The sequence below is a fragment of the Candidatus Pantoea rara genome (assembly GCF_051136265.1).
GTDB lineage: Bacteria > Pseudomonadota > Gammaproteobacteria > Enterobacterales > Enterobacteriaceae > Pantoea > Pantoea rara.
Genome location: NZ_CP194942.1, coordinates 452382 through 469314, shown reverse-complemented (window position 1 = coordinate 469314; position 16933 = coordinate 452382). Strand labels below are relative to the sequence as shown.

The following is a 16933-nucleotide window of genomic DNA, read 5'->3' as shown; positions in this document are numbered from 1 at the left end:
ATTAACCCTGACGTATAAGTTCGCCGCTGATAACATCGCGGATTTCAGAAGGATTGAGTCGTCCGCCCGTTTTTCCCGACAGAACCGGGAAATGCTCGCCAAACTGCTGTTTCACTTCTTCAGCCGTGCGGCATGGAGGCAGGCCAGTCAGATTTGCACTGGTTGAAACCAGTGGTTTACCGAATGCGCGGCAAAGGGCCTGTACATCAGGATGGTCACTGACGCGAATTGCCAGTGAATCAAATTGTCCGGTCAGCCAGCGAGGCGTTTGCGGTGGAGCGGGAACGACAAAGCTCACCGGGCCTGGCCAGGAGGAAAACATCCGCTCACGCTGAGTCACCGAAAGTTCGCGTGCAGAGATGTAAGGCTCAAGCTGGGTGTAATCAGCCGCAATCAGGATGAGTCCCTTTTCTACCGGACGCTGTTTCAGCGTTAGCAAGGCCATGACGGCAGATTCACTGTCAGGGTCACACCCCAGCCCAAATACGGCTTCAGTAGGATAGGCGATGACCGCCTGACGATTCAGATGCCCTAAGCAGGTCTCAAGTGAATCGGCGATGTGTTGAATTTCCATGGTCTATGAATTCTCTTCAGCGATGGCTTTGCCACAACTCTTACTGGCACAAAAGCGCTTCACGCCCTGCGCGGTCTTTTTTTCCACTAACAGTGGATAGTTACAATAAGGACAGGTTCCGGCAACGGGCGTCAGGTTCACGACAAACTGGCAGGCTGGATAGTGATCGCAGGAGTGAAACGTTTTGCCATAACGGGAACGCCGCTGTACTAAGCGGCCTTCATGGCACTGTGGACAGGCCAGCGAGGTTTCATCAGGTTTGTCGATGGTTTCCGTGTATCCGCATTCCGGATAGAGGCTACATCCAATGAACATGCCAAAACGTCCCTGCCGCAATACTTTATCCGCCCCGCATTCAGGGCAGGCATGACCTTCCAGCACTTTGACCACATGGCCATCCGCCTGACCTTTTAATGGTCGAACGTAGTCGCACGCCGGGTAGTTCGCGCAGCCCAGAAAAGGACCGTGTTTACCGGAACGAATAACCAGTTCTGCCCCGCAAGCGGGGCAGGGGTCCTGTTTACGCACGGTGAAGAGTGCAGCTTTACTCATAGCGATCAATGCATGAATGAAAATTTAATGCAGCATACCTTCATTGGCGTCGAATAGCAGTTCTTCCATTTGCTGATAGGCATTTTCACATCCCGGGATGTTGAACAACACCATCAGCACCACCCATTTGAGATCCTCCAGGTCAAACTCAGAGGTATCCAGCGCCATGATACGTTCAATGACCATTTCACGGGTTTCCAGGTTCAGCACCTGAATCTGCTCCAGGAACAGCAGGAAACCACGGCTGTCAGCATCTAAACGTTTGCTCTCTTCATCAGTATAAATACGCATGGAGAGCGGATCATTTGTCAGTAAAATTGGCGCTACCAGTCCTTCCTGATAGTCAGCCAGTCTTTCTAACCAGTTCAGCGCACTGTAAACATCTTCACGATGGAACCCGGCATCCGTCAGGTCGTCTGTCAATCTGTCCTGATCAACACCCATTTCTGCTTCGTTGTGGATATATGTCTCAAACAAATACATCAGTACGTCGAACATGGCATGCCCTCCTCAATCGGACATAGCCGCCGGGTACAGCTGCGATCCATCCTGCTAACTCCAGTTCCAGCAACTGAGCTGAGATAACTGGCACAGATTGGCCGGCACGTTCAGCGACAACGTCAACAGGTGTAACATCATCACCTACGTTAGCCAACACATCAGCAAATGGCAATGGAGCATCGTCACTCACCTCAGAATAAATTTCGTTGACCTGGGTCGCTGGCCGCCAGTTAAGCGCACTTGCCAAATCTTCGACGATGTTATTGGGATGGGCCACCAGCAGCGCCCCCTGCTGAATCAGCCAGTTTACGCCTTCGCTTAACGGGTTGCCGAGTGCGCCAGGTAAGGCGTAAACATTGCGGTTTTGTTCCAGCGCATAGCGTGCCGTCACCAGTGAACCACTCTTTAGTGAGGCTTCGACCACCAGCACCCCATGACTCAGGCCGCTGATAATACGATTGCGGCGTGGAAAATTAAGCGGATGCGGCTGGGTCATCAGCGGAAACTCAGAAATAACCGCACCACCCTGCTCTGCGATCGCTTCGGCAAGCTGGGCATGATTTTTTGGATAGAGCCGTTGTAATCCACTGCCTAACACCGCTACCGTTCTACCCTTCACGTTGAGTGCTGCCTGATGCGCAACGCCATCAATACCCCGGGCCAGTCCACTGGTAATGGTCAGACCGCTAAGGCTTAATTGCTGGGTAAACCAGTCGCACCAGTAACGACCATTGTGGGAACAGTTCCGGCTGCCTACCACCGCTAACTGGGATGTACTAATCACTTCAGGATCGCCATTAATATAGAGTAGCGGCGGAAAGCGACTCGTCTCTTTAAGTCGGACAGGATAGGCTGCGTCCAAAGCAGTGACCAGATGATGTGCAGGACGCTTCCCCAGCCAGGCATAAACTTCAGAGAGCGTCTTCTCATCAAAATCAAAATATTGCTGGCGCTGACTGGCATCTAACCCAAGCTGGAAAAGCTGGTCACTATCCGCCACTTCAGCACTCATCTGCTGCGCCACTTCAACCCAACGTTTGCCTGTCATTCCAGTGACGGCTGCCAGCCGCACATACTGCGCTATTTTGTCCATCTCCGGCTCCCTGATCGCCCTTGCTTCCTGCCGCACAATGCTGTCAATCAGGCCTCGAAAAGTCTACAATATGAGGCAGTAATCTTTTCTTAACCGAATACAGATCTGGATATTTATGTCAGTTTTGCAGGTATTACATTTCCCTGACGAGCGTCTTCGCAAAGTCGCCGCGCCCGTTAAAGAAGTTAACGCAGACATTCAGCGTATCGTTGATGATATGTTCGAGACCATGTACGCCGAAGAAGGTATCGGGCTTGCGGCTACGCAGGTCGATATTCATCAGCGCATTATCGTGATAGATGTCTCTGAAAGTCGTGAAGAGCGTTTAGTACTGATTAACCCTGAGCTGCTGGAAAAAAGCGGCGAAACCGGTATTGAAGAGGGTTGCCTCTCGATTCCGGAACAGCGCGCATTTGTTCCGCGTGCGGAGCGGGTAAAGGTTCGCGCACTTGATCGCGACGGTAAAAGTTTCGAGCTGGAAGCCAGCGAGTTACTGGCTATCTGTATCCAGCATGAGATCGATCATCTGGAAGGCAAACTGTTTATCGATTATCTGTCGCCTCTGAAACGGCAACGAATCAAAACTAAGTTAGAGAAACTGGCGCGTCAGAACGCGCAGGCTTCCTGAGATCTTAAGAAGGGATAAACGTGTCTGCCCCGCTAAAAATCATCTTTGCCGGCACACCTGACTTTGCAGCGCGTCATCTTGACGCGCTGCTTGCTTCTGAACATCAGGTTATCGGCGTATTCACCCAACCCGACCGTCCTGCTGGTCGCGGTAACAAATTAACCCCGGGCCCGGTCAAAACGCTGGCGCTGGCACATGACATTCCGGTTTATCAGCCTAAGTCACTGCGGCCGGAAGAAAATCAGCAGTTGGTTGCTGACCTGAACGCCGATGTGATGGTTGTTGTCGCCTATGGATTGATTCTGCCTAAAGCAGTGCTTGATATGCCCCGTCTGGGCTGTATCAACGTTCACGGATCGCTGCTGCCTCGCTGGCGTGGAGCTGCACCGATTCAACGTGCGCTCTGGGCTGGCGACAGCGAAACTGGCGTGACGATCATGCAGATGGATGTGGGACTGGATACCGGCGATATGCTGCATAAACTGGCCTGCCCGATTACTGCCCAAGATACCAGTGCAACACTCTATGCCAAGCTGGCACAGCTTGGACCACAGGGGCTGCTGGATACGCTGACCTTACTGAGCACGCAACAGGCTTCGCCTGAAAAACAGGATGAGACGCTGGCCAACTATGCAGAGAAACTCAGTAAAGAAGAGGCGCGTCTTGACTGGACACTCTCAGCAGAACAACTTGAACGTTGTATTCGCGCGTTTAATCCGTGGCCGATGAGCTTTTTCACTATCGACGATCAACCCGTTAAAGTCTGGCAGGCAAGCGTTGTGCCCCACAGAGATCGTTCGCCGGGAGAAATTATCAGTGCGGATAAACATGGCATTCAGGTAGCGACCGCTCAGGGCGTGCTTAATCTGCTTCAGTTACAACCCGCCGGTAAAAAACCGATGTCGGCTCAGGATCTTCTCAACTCGCGCCGGGAATGGTTTGAACCTGGAACCCTTCTGGATTGACTCTCAGGCCCGGTCACACACCGGGCCTTTTGTTTAATGACAAAACCTTATGACTAAATCAATCAACCTGCGTAGCCTCTCCGCTCAACTTATTGAGCGCGTTGTCGACAAGGGCGAATCCCTGAATACGGCACTTCCTGCCGCCCAGAAAAAACTCTCTGACAAAGATAGCGCGTTAGTGCAGGAGATCTGTTTTGGCGTGTTACGCACATTACCGCAGCTGGAAGCGCTAATCGGCAAACTGATGGAGCGTCCACTTACCGGCAAACAGCGGGTTTTGCATTACCTCATCATGGTCGGGCTTTACCAGCTGGAATATACCCGCGTGCCTGCTCATGCCGCCCTGGCAGAAACCGTCGCGGGCGCCGAAGTCCTGAAGCGCACCAGCCTGAAAGGCTTGTTGAATGGTGTGTTACGCCAGTTTCAGCGCCAGCGTGAAGAGTTGCTCGCCAGCATTCAGGATGGCCCTCAGCGGTATCTGCATCCGGGATGGCTTCTAAAGCGGTTGCAGCATGCCTGGCCGGAACAATGGCAGCAGATTGTCGAAGCCAATAATCTTCGTCCGCCGATGTGGCTGCGGGTTAACCGCCAGCACCACGAGCGTGACGCATGGCTGGCTATGCTGGTCGAAAGTGGCAGGAATGCACAGGCTGCTGACGATGTGCTGGATGCGCTGCGGCTTGACGCCCCTGCCCCGGTCAGTCAGTTACCTGGCTTCGATCTGGGTTGGGTGACCGTGCAGGACTTGTCCGCTCAGCGCTGTGCTTTGCTGCTTGAACCCCAAAATGGCGAACAGATTCTGGATCTATGTGCTGCACCCGGCGGTAAAACGACCCATATTCTCGAAATTGCGCCGGAAGCAGAAGTGATGGCCGTCGACGTAGATGCACAGCGCCTGAAACGCGTTGAGGAAAATCTGCAGCGACTGGGCATGAAAGCCAATGTTAAACAGGGTGATGGACGGACGCCGCAGCAGTGGTGCGGGGATCGTCAGTTTGACCGAATTCTGCTGGATGCCCCCTGCTCTGCTACTGGTGTTATCCGACGCCATCCCGACATTAAGTGGCTGCGTCGCGATCGTGATATCGCCGAGCTGGCAAAGCTTCAGAGTGAAATTCTCGACGCTGTCTGGCCGCACCTGAAACCTGGCGGTACGCTGATTTATGCTACCTGTTCCATCCTGCCTGAAGAGAATTACCAGCAGATAGATGCTTTCCTGCAGCGCCAGCATGATGCACAGGCAGAATCCCTCAGAGGTGCGCCGTTGAACGGCTTGCAGGTATTCCCACAGGCCGAAGGCGGAGATGGTTTCTTCTACGCTAAGCTGATAAAGATATCGGGTAAAAACTGAGATGAGTATTGATAAGCGATGAAAATAATCATTCTGGGCGCAGGACAGGTTGGCGGAACTCTGGCAGAAAATCTGGTGGGTGAAAACAATGATATCACGGTGGTTGATACTGACTCTTCACGCCTTCGTCATCTCCAGGATAAGTTCGATCTGCGCGTCGTGCAGGGTCATGGTTCTCATCCACGAATTTTGCGTGAAGCGGGTGCGGAAGATGCCGACATGCTGGTTGCCGTGACTAACTCGGATGAAACCAACATGATTGCCTGCCAGATTGCTTATTCGCTTTTTAATACGCCGAATCGTATCGCTCGTATTCGCGCGGCAGACTATCTACGTGATGCGGACAAGTTATTTATTCCTGAAGCGGTGCCCATCGATCATCTGATCTCGCCTGAGCAGTTGGTGATCGACAATATCTACCGTTTGATCCAGTACCCTGGCGCGCTGCAGGTGGTTAACTTTGCTGAAGGCAAAGTCAGCCTGGCAGTGGTGAAAGCCTATTATGGCGGGCCGCTGGTGGGAAATCCGCTGTCGATAATGCGTGAGCATATGCCACACATTGATACGCGGGTAGCCGCTATTTTTCGTCAGGACCGTCCTATTCGTCCGCAGGGCTCAACCATCGTAGAAGCAGGTGATGAGGTGTTTTTCATCGCTGCCAGTCAGAATATTCGTGCGGTAATGAGTGAGATGCAGCGGCTGGAGAAACCTTACAAGCGGATTATGCTCGTGGGTGGCGGTAATATTGGTTTCGGTCTGGCGCAACGTCTTGAGAAACATTACAGCGTTAAGCTGATTGAACGTAACCCTCAGCGCGCAGCAGAACTGGCAGAGCACCTGCATGACACCGTAGTCTTTTACGGCGATGCCTCAGATCAGGAGTTGCTGGCTGAAGAACATGTGGAGCAGGTCGATCTGTTCATCGCCGTCACCAATGATGATGAAGCCAACATCATGTCAGCCATGCTGGCGAAAAAGATGGGTGCGAAGAAGGTTATGGTGCTTATTCAGCGCCGCGCCTATGTCGATCTGGTTCAGGGCAGCGTCATTGATATCGCTATTTCACCTCAACAGGCCACGATATCTGCCCTGCTGGGTCACGTGCGCAAAGCGGATATCGTGGGCGTTTCGTCGTTACGGCGTGGTATTGCAGAGGCAATCGAAGCCATAGCACATGGCGACGAATCAACGTCACGCGTGGTCGGCCGTTCGATTGATGATATCAAGCTGCCACCAGGAACCATCATTGGCGCAGTGGTTCGCGGTGATGATGTAATGATTGCCAATAACAACCTGCGTATTGAACAAGGCGATCATGTCATCATGTTCCTGACCGACAAGAAATTTGTGTCAGATGTGGAACGTCTCTTCCAGCCGAGTCCGTTTTTCCTGTAAATGCCACGTTTACAGTGAAACAGAGCATCAGGCACGCAAAACTGCTGCTTAATTGGCTGTGGTGATGGCAAAACCAGTAAGGTTTGTTAGACTTTATGCCATTGGCTTAGGCAAGGAGATAAGTATGAGTTTAATCAAAGAGTTTCGCGACTTCGCAATGCGCGGCAACGTGATGGATTTAGCCGTCGGTGTCATCATCGGTGCTGCCTTCGGTAAAATCGTTTCATCATTAGTCGCCAACATCATCATGCCACCCTTAGGCTTATTGATTGGTGGCGTCGATTTTAAATCATTCGCCTGGGTACTTAAGCCCGCAGTTGGCGATGCGCCAGCCGTTGTAATGCAATACGGTATCTTCCTTCAGACCATCTTTGATTTCGTGATCATTGCTTTTGCAATCTTCATGGCAATTAAGTTAATGAATCGTTTGTATAAGAAAAAGGAAGTTGAGAAGCCTGTTGCGAAACCGTCAAACGAAGAAGTGTTGCTGACTGAAATCCGCGATCTGCTGAAACAGCAGAACACCCGCGTATAGTTAATCAGCCGCCGCTCTGGTGGCTTTTGACTGTAAAGGCAGAAGGGCAGTGATAAGACGCTTTCTTATCACTGCCCTCCCATCCTGTCCCCTTGCCATGTTTCTCTTTCCGCTTAAAACTGCCTTTACCCTTTTGCTTTTGCTCAATGCGTTGCCGAAATAACGGGTCGTGCAACAGAGCCTGAATCGCGTTATCGCGAATCTGCCCCTTGGTATGCTGATATTTACTCATGACGCCTCCTGTGAAGATGGTCTGATACTTTATTCCTTTGCAGCTAAAAAACAATATCCTTATTTGCTCAAAGCCTCTCCCCGCTCCAGCGCCTCAAGAATTGAGCATGAAACGCTACTGTGGCTGTCACCACAACAGGCATCCGAGAGGTGCCGCAGAGAACGCTGCATCGTTTCTAATTCTGCGATCATTTGAGCAACTTCATTCAGCCGTTTTTCAACGATCGCTTTTGATTCCTGACAGGTGTGGTGTGCAGGATCGACTCGGATCGAGAGCAGTTCTCTGATGGCTTCCAGGCTAAAGCCAAGTTTACGACCGTAACGGATAAACTTCAGACGCTGAAGATCACCCTCGCTATACAGTCGAAAACCGCCTTCTGTCCGACCATCATGATCCATCATCTGCTGTTTTTCGTAAAAACGGATCGTGTCTGGCGTCACCTCTGCAAGTTTAGCTAGCTGACCAATACGAAACATTTACCCCTCCTCACGGAAACGATGCTGAATGGCTATGGAATAACTGCCATGAAGAAAATCGGTACTCATACCTGCCTGACGTAATCTTAGCTCCAGCACCTGAAGCCGATGACAATGATCCTGATAGCGATCATCCTCAGGATCGAGCTGTCGGATGAGATCGCTAACTTCCATGGCTTCCCGCCGCAACTCAAGCTCCGGCGGCAAATAGCCCGAATTCTTAAGTAACCGATAGCCCGCTCTTAACTCAGGCGGAACATGGCTATCATCATCCAGCTGCAGCGCCTTGCCAGACCCAGGAAGATTACTTAGCTCTCCTTTCTCCAGCGCTGCTTTAATGTGCTGTTCGGCAAGTTGGTCAACCAGCCACATATCTGGCTCCTTTGAACATAAAAGACGATGTTTTAAGGTAGTAAATTTCAGGCAATAAAAAACCCGCCGAAGCGGGTTTTTTACGTTGCTACAGATTACTCTGCGGCTGCTTCTGCTTGAGCTTCTGGACGATCAACCAGCTCGATGTAAGCCATCGGAGCGTTGTCACCAGCACGGAAGCCACACTTAAGAATACGAGTGTAACCACCTGCACGGCTCGCGAAACGCGGGCCAAGCTCATTAAACAGTTTTGCCACGATCTCGTTATCACGAGTACGGGCGAATGCCAGACGACGATTAGCTACGCTGTCGGTCTTGGCAAGAGTAATCAGCGGCTCAACTACGCGACGCAGTTCTTTGGCTTTCGGCAGAGTCGTTTTGATGATCTCATGACGAACCAGAGAACCGGCCATGTTGCGGAACATAGCCTGACGATGGCTGCTGTTGCGGTTCAGTTGACGACCACTCTTACGATGGCGCATGACCTTATCCTTCTCAGTGAAACCTTAACCTGTGATCTGATTATTCATCAGCAATGCTTGCTGGCGGCCAGTTCTCGAGGCGCATGCCCAGAGAAAGACCACGCGAAGCCAGCACATCTTTAATCTCGGTAAGAGATTTTTTACCAAGGTTAGGCGTTTTAAGCAGCTCAACCTCGGTACGCTGTACCAGATCACCGATGTAGTGGATAGCTTCTGCCTTAAGGCAGTTAGCAGAGCGGACAGTCAATTCCAGATCGTCAACAGGGCGCAGCAGGATCGGATCGAATTCTGGTTTCTCTTCTTTAACTTCCGGCTGACGTACATCACGTAAGTCAACGAAAGCTTCAAGTTGTTCTGCCAGAATGGTTGCCGCACGACGAATCGCCTCTTCAGGATCGATTGTGCCGTTGGTTTCCATTTCGATGACCAGCTTGTCCAGGTCGGTGCGCTGCTCTACACGCGCTGCTTCAACATTGTAGGCGATACGGTCTACAGGGCTGTAGCAAGCGTCAACTAACAGGCGGCCGATTGGGCGCTCATCTTCTTCCGAATGAATTCGGGCAGAAGCCGGCACATAGCCACGTCCACGCTGAACTTTGATACGCATGCTGATAGCAGCGTTCTCATCGGTCAGATGGCAAATGACATGCTGAGGCTTGACGATTTCGACATCACCATCATGGGTGATGTCGGCTGCAGTCACAGGGCCAATGCCAGATTTATTCAGAGTCAAAATGACTTCATCTTTCCCCTGAACTCTTACCGCCAGCCCTTTCAGGTTGAGCAGGATTTCCAGGATATCTTCCTGTACGCCCTCTTTGGTGCTGTACTCATGAAGTACACCATCAATTTCAACCTCGGTCACCGCGCAACCCGGCATGGATGAAAGCAGAATACGGCGCAGTGCGTTACCAAGAGTATGGCCAAAGCCACGCTCTAAAGGCTCAAGGGTCACCTTGGCGTGCGTCGAACTCACTTGCTCGATATCTACCAGGCGCGGTTTTAGAAACTCTGTCACAGAACCCTGCATTGTGTCCTCTCTTTGGTACTAAGCCTTACTTGGAGTAAAGCTCGACGATCAGGTGTTCGTTAATGTCCGCAGACAGATCAGTACGTTCAGGAATACGCTTGAACACACCTTCCATCTTAGTCGCATCAACTTCCAGCCAGGTTGGCTTTTCACGCTGCTCAGCCAGCTCCAGAGCGGCCTTCACGCGAGATTGCTTTTTGGCTTTCTCACGGATGCTAACGACATCATTCGGAGATACCTGATAAGAAGCGATGTTAACAACGCGGCCATTTACCAGAACAGACTTATGGCTTACCAGCTGACGTGCTTCTGCACGAGTGGCACCAAAGCCCATACGATAAACTACGTTGTCAAGACGACCTTCCAGCAGAGCCAACAGGTTTTCACCGGTGTTGCCTTTCAGACGAGCTGCTTCTTTATAATAGTTACGGAACTGACGCTCCAGCACACCGTAGATACGACGAACTTTTTGCTTTTCACGTAACTGGCCGCCGTAATCAGACAGACGCGGTTTACGCGCACCATGCTGACCAGGGGCTTGTTCAATCTTACACTTGGAATCAATCGCGCGAACGCCAGACTTAAGGAATAAGTCAGTGCCCTCACGACGGCTCAGCTTGAGCTTAGGACCCAAATATCTTGCCATTTTCTTTCTCCAACTATCCTAAAAAAACGGGCGTTATACGCGACGTTTTTTCGGCGGACGACAACCGTTATGAGGGATAGGAGTCACATCAGTAATATTAGTGATGCGGAAACCAGCGGCGTTCAAAGCACGAATCGTAGATTCGCGTCCTGGACCCGGACCCTTTACCATAACTTCCAGGTTCTTAATTCCGTAATCTTTTACCGCTTCTGCACAGCGCTCTGCAGCGACCTGAGCAGCAAACGGAGTGGATTTACGTGAACCGCGGAAACCGGAACCACCGGCGGTTGCCCAACCCAGTGCGTTACCCTGACGATCAGTAATGGTAACGATGGTGTTGTTAAAAGAAGCATGGACATGAGCCACGCCATCTGAGACTTGTTTTCTTACACGCTTACGTGCACGAACTGGTGCCTTTGCCATTATTTACTCACCCCGATTATTTCTTGATCGGTTTACGCGGACCCTTACGGGTACGTGCGTTGGTCTTGGTACGCTGACCGCGAACCGGAAGACCACGACGATGGCGCAAACCACGGTAGCAACCAAGGTCCATAAGACGCTTGATGCTCAGGGTGATTTCACGGCGCAGATCACCTTCTACAACGAATTTCGCCACTGCATCACGCAGCAGATCAATTTGTTCTTCAGACAGCTCACTGATCTTAACATTTTCAGCAATACCCGTTGAAGCGCAGATGGCTTTAGAACGGGTTTTACCGATACCGAAGATCGAAGTTAATGCGATAACGGTATGTTTTTGATCAGGAATGTTAATGCCTGCTATACGGGCCACTATGCACTCCTATAATTAAACAAGCACGTCCCATGCTGAAAAGCCCGTTTTCAGGATACTCAAATGGAAACGTACTGACATACAAAAGATTGGCTGGCTAATCTAGCCAGCTCAACCCAACTTTGCAAGAAAAATATGTGACAAATCAGCCTTGGCGCTGTTTATGCTTTGGCTCGGAGCTGCAAATCACACGGACGACACCGTCGCGACGAACGATTTTGCAGTTACGACATAATCTCTTGACGGAAGCACGAACTTTCATTTTTACTCTCCGTAACTTCTCAACCAACTGAATTAACGGCCGTAGCCTTTCAGGTTAGCTTTTTTCAGTGCCGACTCGTACTGACTTGACATCATCAGAGTTTGCACCTGAGCCATAAAGTCCATGATGACGACAACTACGATGAGCAGTGAAGTACCGCCAAAGTAGAAGGGAACCTTCATCGCATCACGCATGAACTCCGGGATAAGGCAGATAAAAGTAATGTATAAAGCGCCGATTAAGGTCAAACGCGTCATTACTTTATCAATATACCTAGCCGTTTGCTCTCCCGGACGAATTCCCGGTACGAATGCACCAGACTTCTTCAGGTTATCTGCTGTTTCACGTGGGTTGAAAACCAACGCCGTGTAGAAGAAACAGAAGAAGATGATTGCAGTCGCATAGAGTAGCACATAAAGCGGCTGTCCTGGCTGCAAATACAGCGAAATTGTCGTCAGCCAGTTCCAACCGGTACCGCCCCCAAACCACGATGCAATCGTTGCCGGGAACAGAATAATGCTGGAAGCAAAGATGGCTGGGATTACGCCCGCCATATTCACTTTCAACGGTAAATGTGTGCTCTGTGCAGCGTAAACACGACGACCCTGCTGACGTTTTGCGTAGTTCACCACAATGCGGCGTTGACCACGTTCAACGAAGATAACAAAGAAGGTCACTGCGAATACGAGTACTGCAACCAACAGCAACAGAAGGAAGTGCAGGTCGCCTTGCCGCGCTTGCTCGATGGTATGGCCAATGGCCGGCGGGAGACCCGCAACGATACCTGCGAAGATAATGATCGAAATACCGTTACCAATACCTCGTTCAGTAATCTGTTCGCCCAGCCACATCAGGAACATCGTTCCTGAGACCAGACTCACAACAGCGGTAAAGTAGAAGGCAAAGCCTGGATTCATTACCAGGCCTTGCATCCCTGGCATATTCGGCAGACCGGTAGCAATACCGATAGACTGAAATATGGCCAATACCAACGTACCGTATCGGGTGTACTGGCTAATCTTACGACGGCCAGCCTCCCCTTCTTTCTTGATTTCCGCTAACGCTGGATGAACCACCGTTAATAACTGGATGATAATCGATGCCGAAATATATGGCATGATGCCCAGTGCGAAAATAGAAGCACGGCTGAGAGCACCACCAGAGAACATGTTAAACATTTCAATGATGGTGCCACGCTGTTGCTCAAGCAGTTTGGCAAGTACAGTGGCATCAATACCAGGGATTGGAATGAAAGAGCCAATACGGAAGACAATGAGTGCGCCGATTACAAACAGCAGTCTGCGTTTCAGCTCACCAAAGCCCCCTTTGGCACTTTGAAAATCTAATCCCGGTTGTTTAGCCATCTGCTACTTATTCCTCGATTTTACCGCCAGCAGCTTCGATTGCAGCACGTGCACCTTTGGTGACACGCAGGCCGCGAACCGTTACCGGTGTAGATACTTCACCAGACAGAATTACTTTAACGAATTCAATCTGAACACCGACAATGTTGGCTGCTTTCAGCGCGTTCAGGTCGACGATACCGCCTTCAACTTTCGCCAGATCAGACAGACGAATCTCTGTAGTGATCATTGATTTGCGAGAGGTGAAACCGAACTTCGGCAGACGACGGTACAGAGGCATCTGGCCACCTTCAAAACCGCGACGTACGCCACCGCCAGAACGTGAGTTCTGACCTTTGTGACCACGACCACCGGTTTTTCCGAGGCCAGAACCGATACCACGACCCAGACGCTTGGAAGCGTGCTTAGACCCTTCGGCCGGAGACAGAGTATTTAAACGCATCTCTTACTCCTCCACTTTAACCATATAGGAAACCGCGTTAACCATACCGCGTACTGCAGGCGTGTCTTCACGCTCAACGGTGTGGCCAATACGACGCAGACCCAGGCCAACCAGAGTGGCTTTATGCTTAGGCAAGCGGCCGATTGAACTACGGGTTTGAGTGATTTTAATAGTCTTAGCCATCGTGATTACCCCAGAATTTCTTCAACGGATTTACCACGCTTAGCAGCGACCATTTCCGGAGATTTCATATTGCCCAGGCCGTCGATAGTTGCACGAACCACGTTAATCGGGTTTGTAGAACCATACGCTTTTGCCAGTACGTTATGAACTCCAGCGACTTCCAGAACGGCGCGCATTGCACCACCGGCAATAATACCGGTACCTTCTGAAGCCGGCTGCATGAACACGCGGGAACCCGTGTGTGCACCTTTAACTGGGTGCTGCAGGGTGCCGTTGGTCAGCGCGACGTTAACCATGTTGCGACGGGCTTTCTCCATCGCTTTCTGGATCGCTGCTGGAACTTCACGCGCTTTACCGTAACCAAAACCTACGCGACCATTACCATCGCCTACCACAGTCAGTGCTGTGAAGGAGAAGATACGACCACCTTTAACAGTTTTAGAAACACGGTTTACCGCGATCAGTTTTTCCTGCAGTTCGCCAGCTTGTTTCTCGATGTGTGCCATCTTAGACCTCTACCTTAGAACTGAAGGCCAGCTTCACGGGCAGCATCTGCCAGTGCCTGGACGCGACCATGATATTGGAAACCGGAACGGTCGAAAGAAACACCAGTGATGCCTTTTTCGATTGCGCGTTCTGCGATAGCTTTACCTACTGCAGCTGCGGCTTCTTTATTACCGGTATACTTCAGTTGTTCAGTGATAGCTTTTTCTACAGTAGAAGCAGCGACCAGAACTTCGGAACCGTTCGGGGCGATTACCTGTGCGTAAATATGACGCGGGGTACGATGTACCACCAGGCGAGTAGCACCCAGCTCTTTGAGCTTGCGACGTGCACGGGTCGCACGACGGATACGAGCAGATTTCTTATCCATAGTGTTACCTTACTTCTTCTTAGCCTCTTTGGTACGCACGACTTCGTCGGCGTAACGGACACCCTTGCCTTTATAAGGCTCAGGACGACGGTAGGCGCGCAGGTCCGCTGCAACCTGACCAATCAGCTGTTTATCAGCGCCTTTCAGCACGATCTCAGTCTGAGTTGGACATTCTGCAGTGATACCCGCGGGCAGCTGGTGATCGACTGGATGAGAAAATCCCAGAGAAAGGTTAACCACGTCGCCTTTAACGGCTGCACGATAACCTACACCAACCAGCTGCAGCTTCTTAGTGAAGCCTTCGGTAACACCGATAACCATTGCGTTCAGCAGCGCGCGAGAAGTACCCGCCTGCGCCCAGCCGTCAACGAAACCTTCGCGTGGAGCGAAAGTCAGAGCGTTGTCAGCATGCTTAACTTCAACAGCATCATTGATAGTACGAGTCAGCTCGCCGTTTTTACCTTTAATCGAAATTACCTGACCGTTGAGTTTTACCTCTACGCCGGCAGGAACAACGACAGGTGCTTTAGCAACACGAGACATATGTATCCTCCGATTACGCTACGTAGCAGATAATTTCGCCACCAAGACCTGCCTGGCGCGCTGCACGATCAGTCATGACACCTTTAGATGTAGAAACTACAGCGATGCCCATACCGGCCATTACCTTTGGCAGCTCATCTTTTTTCTTATAGATGCGCAGACCAGGACGGCTTACTCGCTGAATGCTTTCTACAACAGCTTTGCCCTGGAAATACTTGAGAGTAAGTTCCAGTTCCAGCTTGATGTCGCCTTCGATTTTGAAATCTTCAATATATCCTTCTTCCTTCAGAACGTTGGCAATTGCCAATTTCAGCTTGGAGGAAGGCATGGTGACCGCAACTTTGTTTGCGGCCTGACCGTTACGGATACGGGTCAGCATATCCGCGATCGGATCTTGCATGCTCATCTGTGTTACTCCCGTGATTCAATTGGTGACAATTACCAGCTAGCCTTTTTCAGGCCCGGGATTTCACCGCGCATGGCGGCTTCGCGGACCTTGATACGGCTCAACCCAAACTTCCGCAGGAAACCGTGCGGACGACCTGTTTGACGGCAGCGGTTACGCTGACGTGAAGGGCTGGAATCACGCGGCAGACTCTGCAGCTTCAGAACAGCATCCCAACGGTCTTCGTCGGAAGCGTTCACATCAGAGATGATCGCTTTCAGTTCAGCGCGTTTAGCGAAGAATTTGTCTGCTAATTTTGCACGCTTAACTTCGCGTGCTTTCATAGATTGCTTAGCCATTAAGTAACCCTACCTTACTTACGGAACGGGAAGTCAAAGGCAGCCAGCAGAGCACGGCCTTCATCATCAGATTTCGCAGTAGTGGTAATGGTGATATCCAAACCACGAACGCGATCGACTTTGTCATAGTCGATTTCTGGGAAGATGATCTGCTCACGTACACCCATGCTGTAGTTGCCACGACCATCGAATGACTTAGCGGACAAGCCACGGAAGTCACGGATACGCGGAACAGCAATGGTGACCAGACGCTCAAAGAACTCCCACATGCGCTCGCCACGCAGAGTTACTTTACAGCCGATCGGATAGCCCTGACGGATTTTGAAGCCTGCAACTGATTTGCGTGCTTTGGTGACCAGCGGTTTTTGACCGGAGATTGCTGCCAGGTCAGCTGCTGCGTTATCCAGCAGTTTCTTGTCAGCGATCGCTTCACCAACACCCATGTTCAGGGTGATCTTCTCGACCCGAGGGACTTGCATGACAGAATTGTAGCCAAACTCTGTCATGAGTTTCTGGACTACTTCGTCTTTGTAGTAATCATGCAGTTTCGCCATCGTACTACTCCAAATTACTTGATAGTTTCGCTATTAGACTTGAAGAAACGGACTTTTTTGCCGTCTTCGAATCTAAAGCCTACACGGTCAGCCTTACCAGTTGCCGCGTTGAACAGCGCAACGTTAGAAACCTGAATAGCAGCTTCTTTTTCAACGATGCCACCTGGTTGATTCAGAGCCGGAACCGGCTTCTGATGTTTCTTCACCAGGTTGATACCTTCAACGATGACCTTACCAGAAGACAGGACATTCTTAACTTTACCGCGCTTACCTTTATCTTTACCGGTTAACACGATAACTTCGTCGTTACGACGGATTTTAGCTGCCATTGTTCGCTCC

The 16933-nt window shown here is 50.9% G+C and carries 28 protein-coding genes; 5 read left to right on the top strand and 23 right to left on the bottom strand.

Annotation, left to right across the window (positions count from 1 at the left end; all coding sequences use genetic code 11):
- Window position 1: 1 nt before the first annotated feature.
- The 4 genes from tsaC to dprA are packed head-to-tail and all read right to left on the bottom strand — an operon-like array spanning window position 2 to window position 2720.
- Window positions 2-574 (bottom strand): L-threonylcarbamoyladenylate synthase type 1 TsaC, encoded by a 573-nt coding sequence (gene tsaC, locus ACR8BF_RS02275; RefSeq protein ID WP_434745498.1) that lies wholly within the window; start codon window positions 572-574, stop codon window positions 2-4.
- A gap of 3 nt (window positions 575-577) precedes the next feature.
- Window positions 578-1126 carry a DNA topoisomerase family protein gene (locus ACR8BF_RS02270; RefSeq protein WP_434745497.1) on the bottom strand — a complete coding sequence of 183 codons (549 nt, stop codon included), beginning with the start codon at window positions 1124-1126 and terminating at the stop codon, window positions 578-580.
- Between the two features lie 24 nt (window positions 1127-1150).
- A complete protein-coding gene (gene smg, locus ACR8BF_RS02265; protein WP_033784131.1) occupies window positions 1151-1624 on the bottom strand; it encodes a DUF494 family protein Smg in 474 nt (157 codons plus the stop codon).
- On the bottom strand, window positions 1596-2720 hold the full coding sequence (gene dprA / locus ACR8BF_RS02260) for a DNA-protecting protein DprA (protein WP_434745496.1): 1125 nt from the start codon (window positions 2718-2720) through the stop codon (window positions 1596-1598). Before dprA ends, smg begins: the two co-directional genes overlap by 29 nt.
- A 115-nt stretch (window positions 2721-2835) precedes the next feature.
- On the opposite strand from dprA, the gene def reads away from it, so the two are divergent.
- The 5 genes from def to mscL all read left to right on the top strand — a co-directional run bounded on the left by def (window position 2836) and on the right by mscL (window position 7594).
- Complete coding sequence (def, locus tag ACR8BF_RS02255; protein ID WP_013359230.1) at window positions 2836-3348, top strand: peptide deformylase; 513 nt, start codon at window positions 2836-2838, stop codon at window positions 3346-3348.
- Window positions 3349-3368: 20 nt separating this feature from the next.
- On the top strand, window positions 3369-4313 hold the full coding sequence (gene fmt, locus ACR8BF_RS02250; protein WP_434745495.1) for a methionyl-tRNA formyltransferase: 945 nt from the start codon (window positions 3369-3371) through the stop codon (window positions 4311-4313).
- Window positions 4314-4362: 49 nt separating this feature from the next.
- Entirely contained in the window at window positions 4363-5664 is a 1302-nt protein-coding gene (gene rsmB / locus ACR8BF_RS02245; protein WP_314985282.1) for a 16S rRNA (cytosine(967)-C(5))-methyltransferase RsmB, read from the top strand.
- Between the two features lie 18 nt (window positions 5665-5682).
- Window positions 5683-7059: a Trk system potassium transporter TrkA gene (gene trkA / locus ACR8BF_RS02240; protein ID WP_179898882.1), complete on the top strand. Its 1377-nt coding sequence runs from the start codon at window positions 5683-5685 to the stop codon at window positions 7057-7059.
- A 124-nt stretch (window positions 7060-7183) separates the two neighbouring features.
- Window positions 7184-7594 (top strand): large-conductance mechanosensitive channel protein MscL, encoded by a 411-nt coding sequence (mscL, locus tag ACR8BF_RS02235; RefSeq protein WP_022625142.1) that lies wholly within the window; start codon window positions 7184-7186, stop codon window positions 7592-7594.
- A 4-nt stretch (window positions 7595-7598) separates the two neighbouring features.
- Here the strand turns inward: mscL and ACR8BF_RS02230 are convergent, their stop codons facing one another.
- The 19 genes from ACR8BF_RS02230 to rplX all read right to left on the bottom strand — a co-directional run bounded on the left by ACR8BF_RS02230 (window position 7599) and on the right by rplX (window position 16923).
- A complete protein-coding gene (locus ACR8BF_RS02230; RefSeq protein ID WP_292985773.1) occupies window positions 7599-7826 on the bottom strand; it encodes an alternative ribosome-rescue factor A in 228 nt (75 codons plus the stop codon).
- A gap of 59 nt (window positions 7827-7885) precedes the next feature.
- Window positions 7886-8302 (bottom strand): Zn(2+)-responsive transcriptional regulator, encoded by a 417-nt coding sequence (zntR, locus tag ACR8BF_RS02225; RefSeq protein ID WP_136196218.1) that lies wholly within the window; start codon window positions 8300-8302, stop codon window positions 7886-7888.
- Entirely contained in the window at window positions 8303-8674 is a 372-nt protein-coding gene (locus ACR8BF_RS02220) for a DUF1992 domain-containing protein (protein ID WP_292985770.1), read from the bottom strand.
- A gap of 95 nt (window positions 8675-8769) precedes the next feature.
- Window positions 8770-9156: a 50S ribosomal protein L17 gene (rplQ, locus tag ACR8BF_RS02215; RefSeq protein ID WP_003850180.1), complete on the bottom strand. Its 387-nt coding sequence runs from the start codon at window positions 9154-9156 to the stop codon at window positions 8770-8772.
- A 40-nt stretch (window positions 9157-9196) separates the two neighbouring features.
- Window positions 9197-10186, bottom strand: a complete 990-nt coding sequence (locus tag ACR8BF_RS02210; RefSeq protein ID WP_003850179.1) for a DNA-directed RNA polymerase subunit alpha — start codon at window positions 10184-10186, stop codon at window positions 9197-9199.
- A 25-nt stretch (window positions 10187-10211) separates the two neighbouring features.
- Complete coding sequence (gene rpsD, locus ACR8BF_RS02205; RefSeq protein ID WP_008927131.1) at window positions 10212-10832, bottom strand: 30S ribosomal protein S4; 621 nt, start codon at window positions 10830-10832, stop codon at window positions 10212-10214.
- Window positions 10833-10865: 33 nt separating this feature from the next.
- On the bottom strand, window positions 10866-11255 hold the full coding sequence (rpsK, locus tag ACR8BF_RS02200) for a 30S ribosomal protein S11 (RefSeq protein WP_004160563.1): 390 nt from the start codon (window positions 11253-11255) through the stop codon (window positions 10866-10868).
- Between the two features lie 16 nt (window positions 11256-11271).
- Window positions 11272-11628 (bottom strand): 30S ribosomal protein S13, encoded by a 357-nt coding sequence (gene rpsM, locus ACR8BF_RS02195; protein ID WP_090967261.1) that lies wholly within the window; start codon window positions 11626-11628, stop codon window positions 11272-11274.
- 145 nt (window positions 11629-11773) lie between these two features.
- On the bottom strand, window positions 11774-11890 hold the full coding sequence (gene rpmJ / locus ACR8BF_RS02190; protein WP_090967262.1) for a 50S ribosomal protein L36: 117 nt from the start codon (window positions 11888-11890) through the stop codon (window positions 11774-11776).
- 32 nt (window positions 11891-11922) lie between these two features.
- Entirely contained in the window at window positions 11923-13254 is a 1332-nt protein-coding gene (gene secY, locus ACR8BF_RS02185; protein ID WP_090967263.1) for a preprotein translocase subunit SecY, read from the bottom strand.
- Between the two features lie 7 nt (window positions 13255-13261).
- Complete coding sequence (gene rplO / locus ACR8BF_RS02180; protein ID WP_090967264.1) at window positions 13262-13696, bottom strand: 50S ribosomal protein L15; 435 nt, start codon at window positions 13694-13696, stop codon at window positions 13262-13264.
- 3 nt (window positions 13697-13699) lie between these two features.
- Window positions 13700-13879: a 50S ribosomal protein L30 gene (gene rpmD / locus ACR8BF_RS02175; RefSeq protein WP_003850166.1), complete on the bottom strand. Its 180-nt coding sequence runs from the start codon at window positions 13877-13879 to the stop codon at window positions 13700-13702.
- Window positions 13880-13884: 5 nt separating this feature from the next.
- Complete coding sequence (gene rpsE / locus ACR8BF_RS02170; protein WP_003850164.1) at window positions 13885-14385, bottom strand: 30S ribosomal protein S5; 501 nt, start codon at window positions 14383-14385, stop codon at window positions 13885-13887.
- Window positions 14386-14399: 14 nt separating this feature from the next.
- Window positions 14400-14753, bottom strand: coding sequence for a 50S ribosomal protein L18 (gene rplR / locus ACR8BF_RS02165; RefSeq protein WP_003850163.1), 354 nt, complete (start codon window positions 14751-14753; stop codon window positions 14400-14402).
- A 9-nt stretch (window positions 14754-14762) separates the two neighbouring features.
- Window positions 14763-15296 carry a 50S ribosomal protein L6 gene (gene rplF, locus ACR8BF_RS02160; protein ID WP_003850161.1) on the bottom strand — a complete coding sequence of 178 codons (534 nt, stop codon included), beginning with the start codon at window positions 15294-15296 and terminating at the stop codon, window positions 14763-14765.
- Window positions 15297-15309: 13 nt separating this feature from the next.
- Window positions 15310-15702 (bottom strand): 30S ribosomal protein S8, encoded by a 393-nt coding sequence (rpsH, locus tag ACR8BF_RS02155; protein ID WP_003850158.1) that lies wholly within the window; start codon window positions 15700-15702, stop codon window positions 15310-15312.
- Between the two features lie 32 nt (window positions 15703-15734).
- Window positions 15735-16040 carry a 30S ribosomal protein S14 gene (rpsN, locus tag ACR8BF_RS02150; RefSeq protein WP_008927132.1) on the bottom strand — a complete coding sequence of 102 codons (306 nt, stop codon included), beginning with the start codon at window positions 16038-16040 and terminating at the stop codon, window positions 15735-15737.
- 14 nt (window positions 16041-16054) lie between these two features.
- Window positions 16055-16594, bottom strand: coding sequence for a 50S ribosomal protein L5 (rplE, locus tag ACR8BF_RS02145; RefSeq protein WP_003850155.1), 540 nt, complete (start codon window positions 16592-16594; stop codon window positions 16055-16057).
- Window positions 16595-16608: 14 nt separating this feature from the next.
- A complete protein-coding gene (rplX, locus tag ACR8BF_RS02140; RefSeq protein WP_003850150.1) occupies window positions 16609-16923 on the bottom strand; it encodes a 50S ribosomal protein L24 in 315 nt (104 codons plus the stop codon).
- Between the last annotated feature and the right edge of the window lie 10 nt (window positions 16924-16933).

Coding starts and splice junctions, on each gene's coding strand:
- tsaC (WP_434745498.1), bottom strand. CDS start 574: ATGGAAATTCAACACATCGCCGATTCACTTGAGACCTGCTTAGGGCAT.
- ACR8BF_RS02270 (WP_434745497.1), bottom strand. CDS start 1,126: ATGAGTAAAGCTGCACTCTTCACCGTGCGTAAACAGGACCCCTGCCCC.
- smg (WP_033784131.1), bottom strand. CDS start 1,624: ATGTTCGACGTACTGATGTATTTGTTTGAGACATATATCCACAACGAA.
- dprA (WP_434745496.1), bottom strand. CDS start 2,720: ATGGACAAAATAGCGCAGTATGTGCGGCTGGCAGCCGTCACTGGAATG.
- def (WP_013359230.1), top strand. CDS start 2,836: ATGTCAGTTTTGCAGGTATTACATTTCCCTGACGAGCGTCTTCGCAAA.
- rsmB (WP_314985282.1), top strand. CDS start 4,363: ATGACTAAATCAATCAACCTGCGTAGCCTCTCCGCTCAACTTATTGAG.
- trkA (WP_179898882.1), top strand. CDS start 5,683: ATGAAAATAATCATTCTGGGCGCAGGACAGGTTGGCGGAACTCTGGCA.
- mscL (WP_022625142.1), top strand. CDS start 7,184: ATGAGTTTAATCAAAGAGTTTCGCGACTTCGCAATGCGCGGCAACGTG.
- ACR8BF_RS02230 (WP_292985773.1), bottom strand. CDS start 7,826: ATGAGTAAATATCAGCATACCAAGGGGCAGATTCGCGATAACGCGATT.
- zntR (WP_136196218.1), bottom strand. CDS start 8,302: ATGTTTCGTATTGGTCAGCTAGCTAAACTTGCAGAGGTGACGCCAGAC.
- ACR8BF_RS02220 (WP_292985770.1), bottom strand. CDS start 8,674: ATGTGGCTGGTTGACCAACTTGCCGAACAGCACATTAAAGCAGCGCTG.
- rplQ (WP_003850180.1), bottom strand. CDS start 9,156: ATGCGCCATCGTAAGAGTGGTCGTCAACTGAACCGCAACAGCAGCCAT.
- ACR8BF_RS02210 (WP_003850179.1), bottom strand. CDS start 10,186: ATGCAGGGTTCTGTGACAGAGTTTCTAAAACCGCGCCTGGTAGATATC.
- rpsD (WP_008927131.1), bottom strand. CDS start 10,832: ATGGCAAGATATTTGGGTCCTAAGCTCAAGCTGAGCCGTCGTGAGGGC.
- rpsK (WP_004160563.1), bottom strand. CDS start 11,255: ATGGCAAAGGCACCAGTTCGTGCACGTAAGCGTGTAAGAAAACAAGTC.
- rpmJ (WP_090967262.1), bottom strand. CDS start 11,890: ATGAAAGTTCGTGCTTCCGTCAAGAGATTATGTCGTAACTGCAAAATC.
- secY (WP_090967263.1), bottom strand. CDS start 13,254: ATGGCTAAACAACCGGGATTAGATTTTCAAAGTGCCAAAGGGGGCTTT.
- rplO (WP_090967264.1), bottom strand. CDS start 13,696: ATGCGTTTAAATACTCTGTCTCCGGCCGAAGGGTCTAAGCACGCTTCC.
- rpmD (WP_003850166.1), bottom strand. CDS start 13,879: ATGGCTAAGACTATTAAAATCACTCAAACCCGTAGTTCAATCGGCCGC.
- rpsE (WP_003850164.1), bottom strand. CDS start 14,385: ATGGCACACATCGAGAAACAAGCTGGCGAACTGCAGGAAAAACTGATC.
- rplR (WP_003850163.1), bottom strand. CDS start 14,753: ATGGATAAGAAATCTGCTCGTATCCGTCGTGCGACCCGTGCACGTCGC.
- rplF (WP_003850161.1), bottom strand. CDS start 15,296: ATGTCTCGTGTTGCTAAAGCACCTGTCGTTGTTCCTGCCGGCGTAGAG.
- rpsH (WP_003850158.1), bottom strand. CDS start 15,702: ATGAGCATGCAAGATCCGATCGCGGATATGCTGACCCGTATCCGTAAC.
- rpsN (WP_008927132.1), bottom strand. CDS start 16,040: ATGGCTAAGCAATCTATGAAAGCACGCGAAGTTAAGCGTGCAAAATTA.
- rplE (WP_003850155.1), bottom strand. CDS start 16,594: ATGGCGAAACTGCATGATTACTACAAAGACGAAGTAGTCCAGAAACTC.
- rplX (WP_003850150.1), bottom strand. CDS start 16,923: ATGGCAGCTAAAATCCGTCGTAACGACGAAGTTATCGTGTTAACCGGT.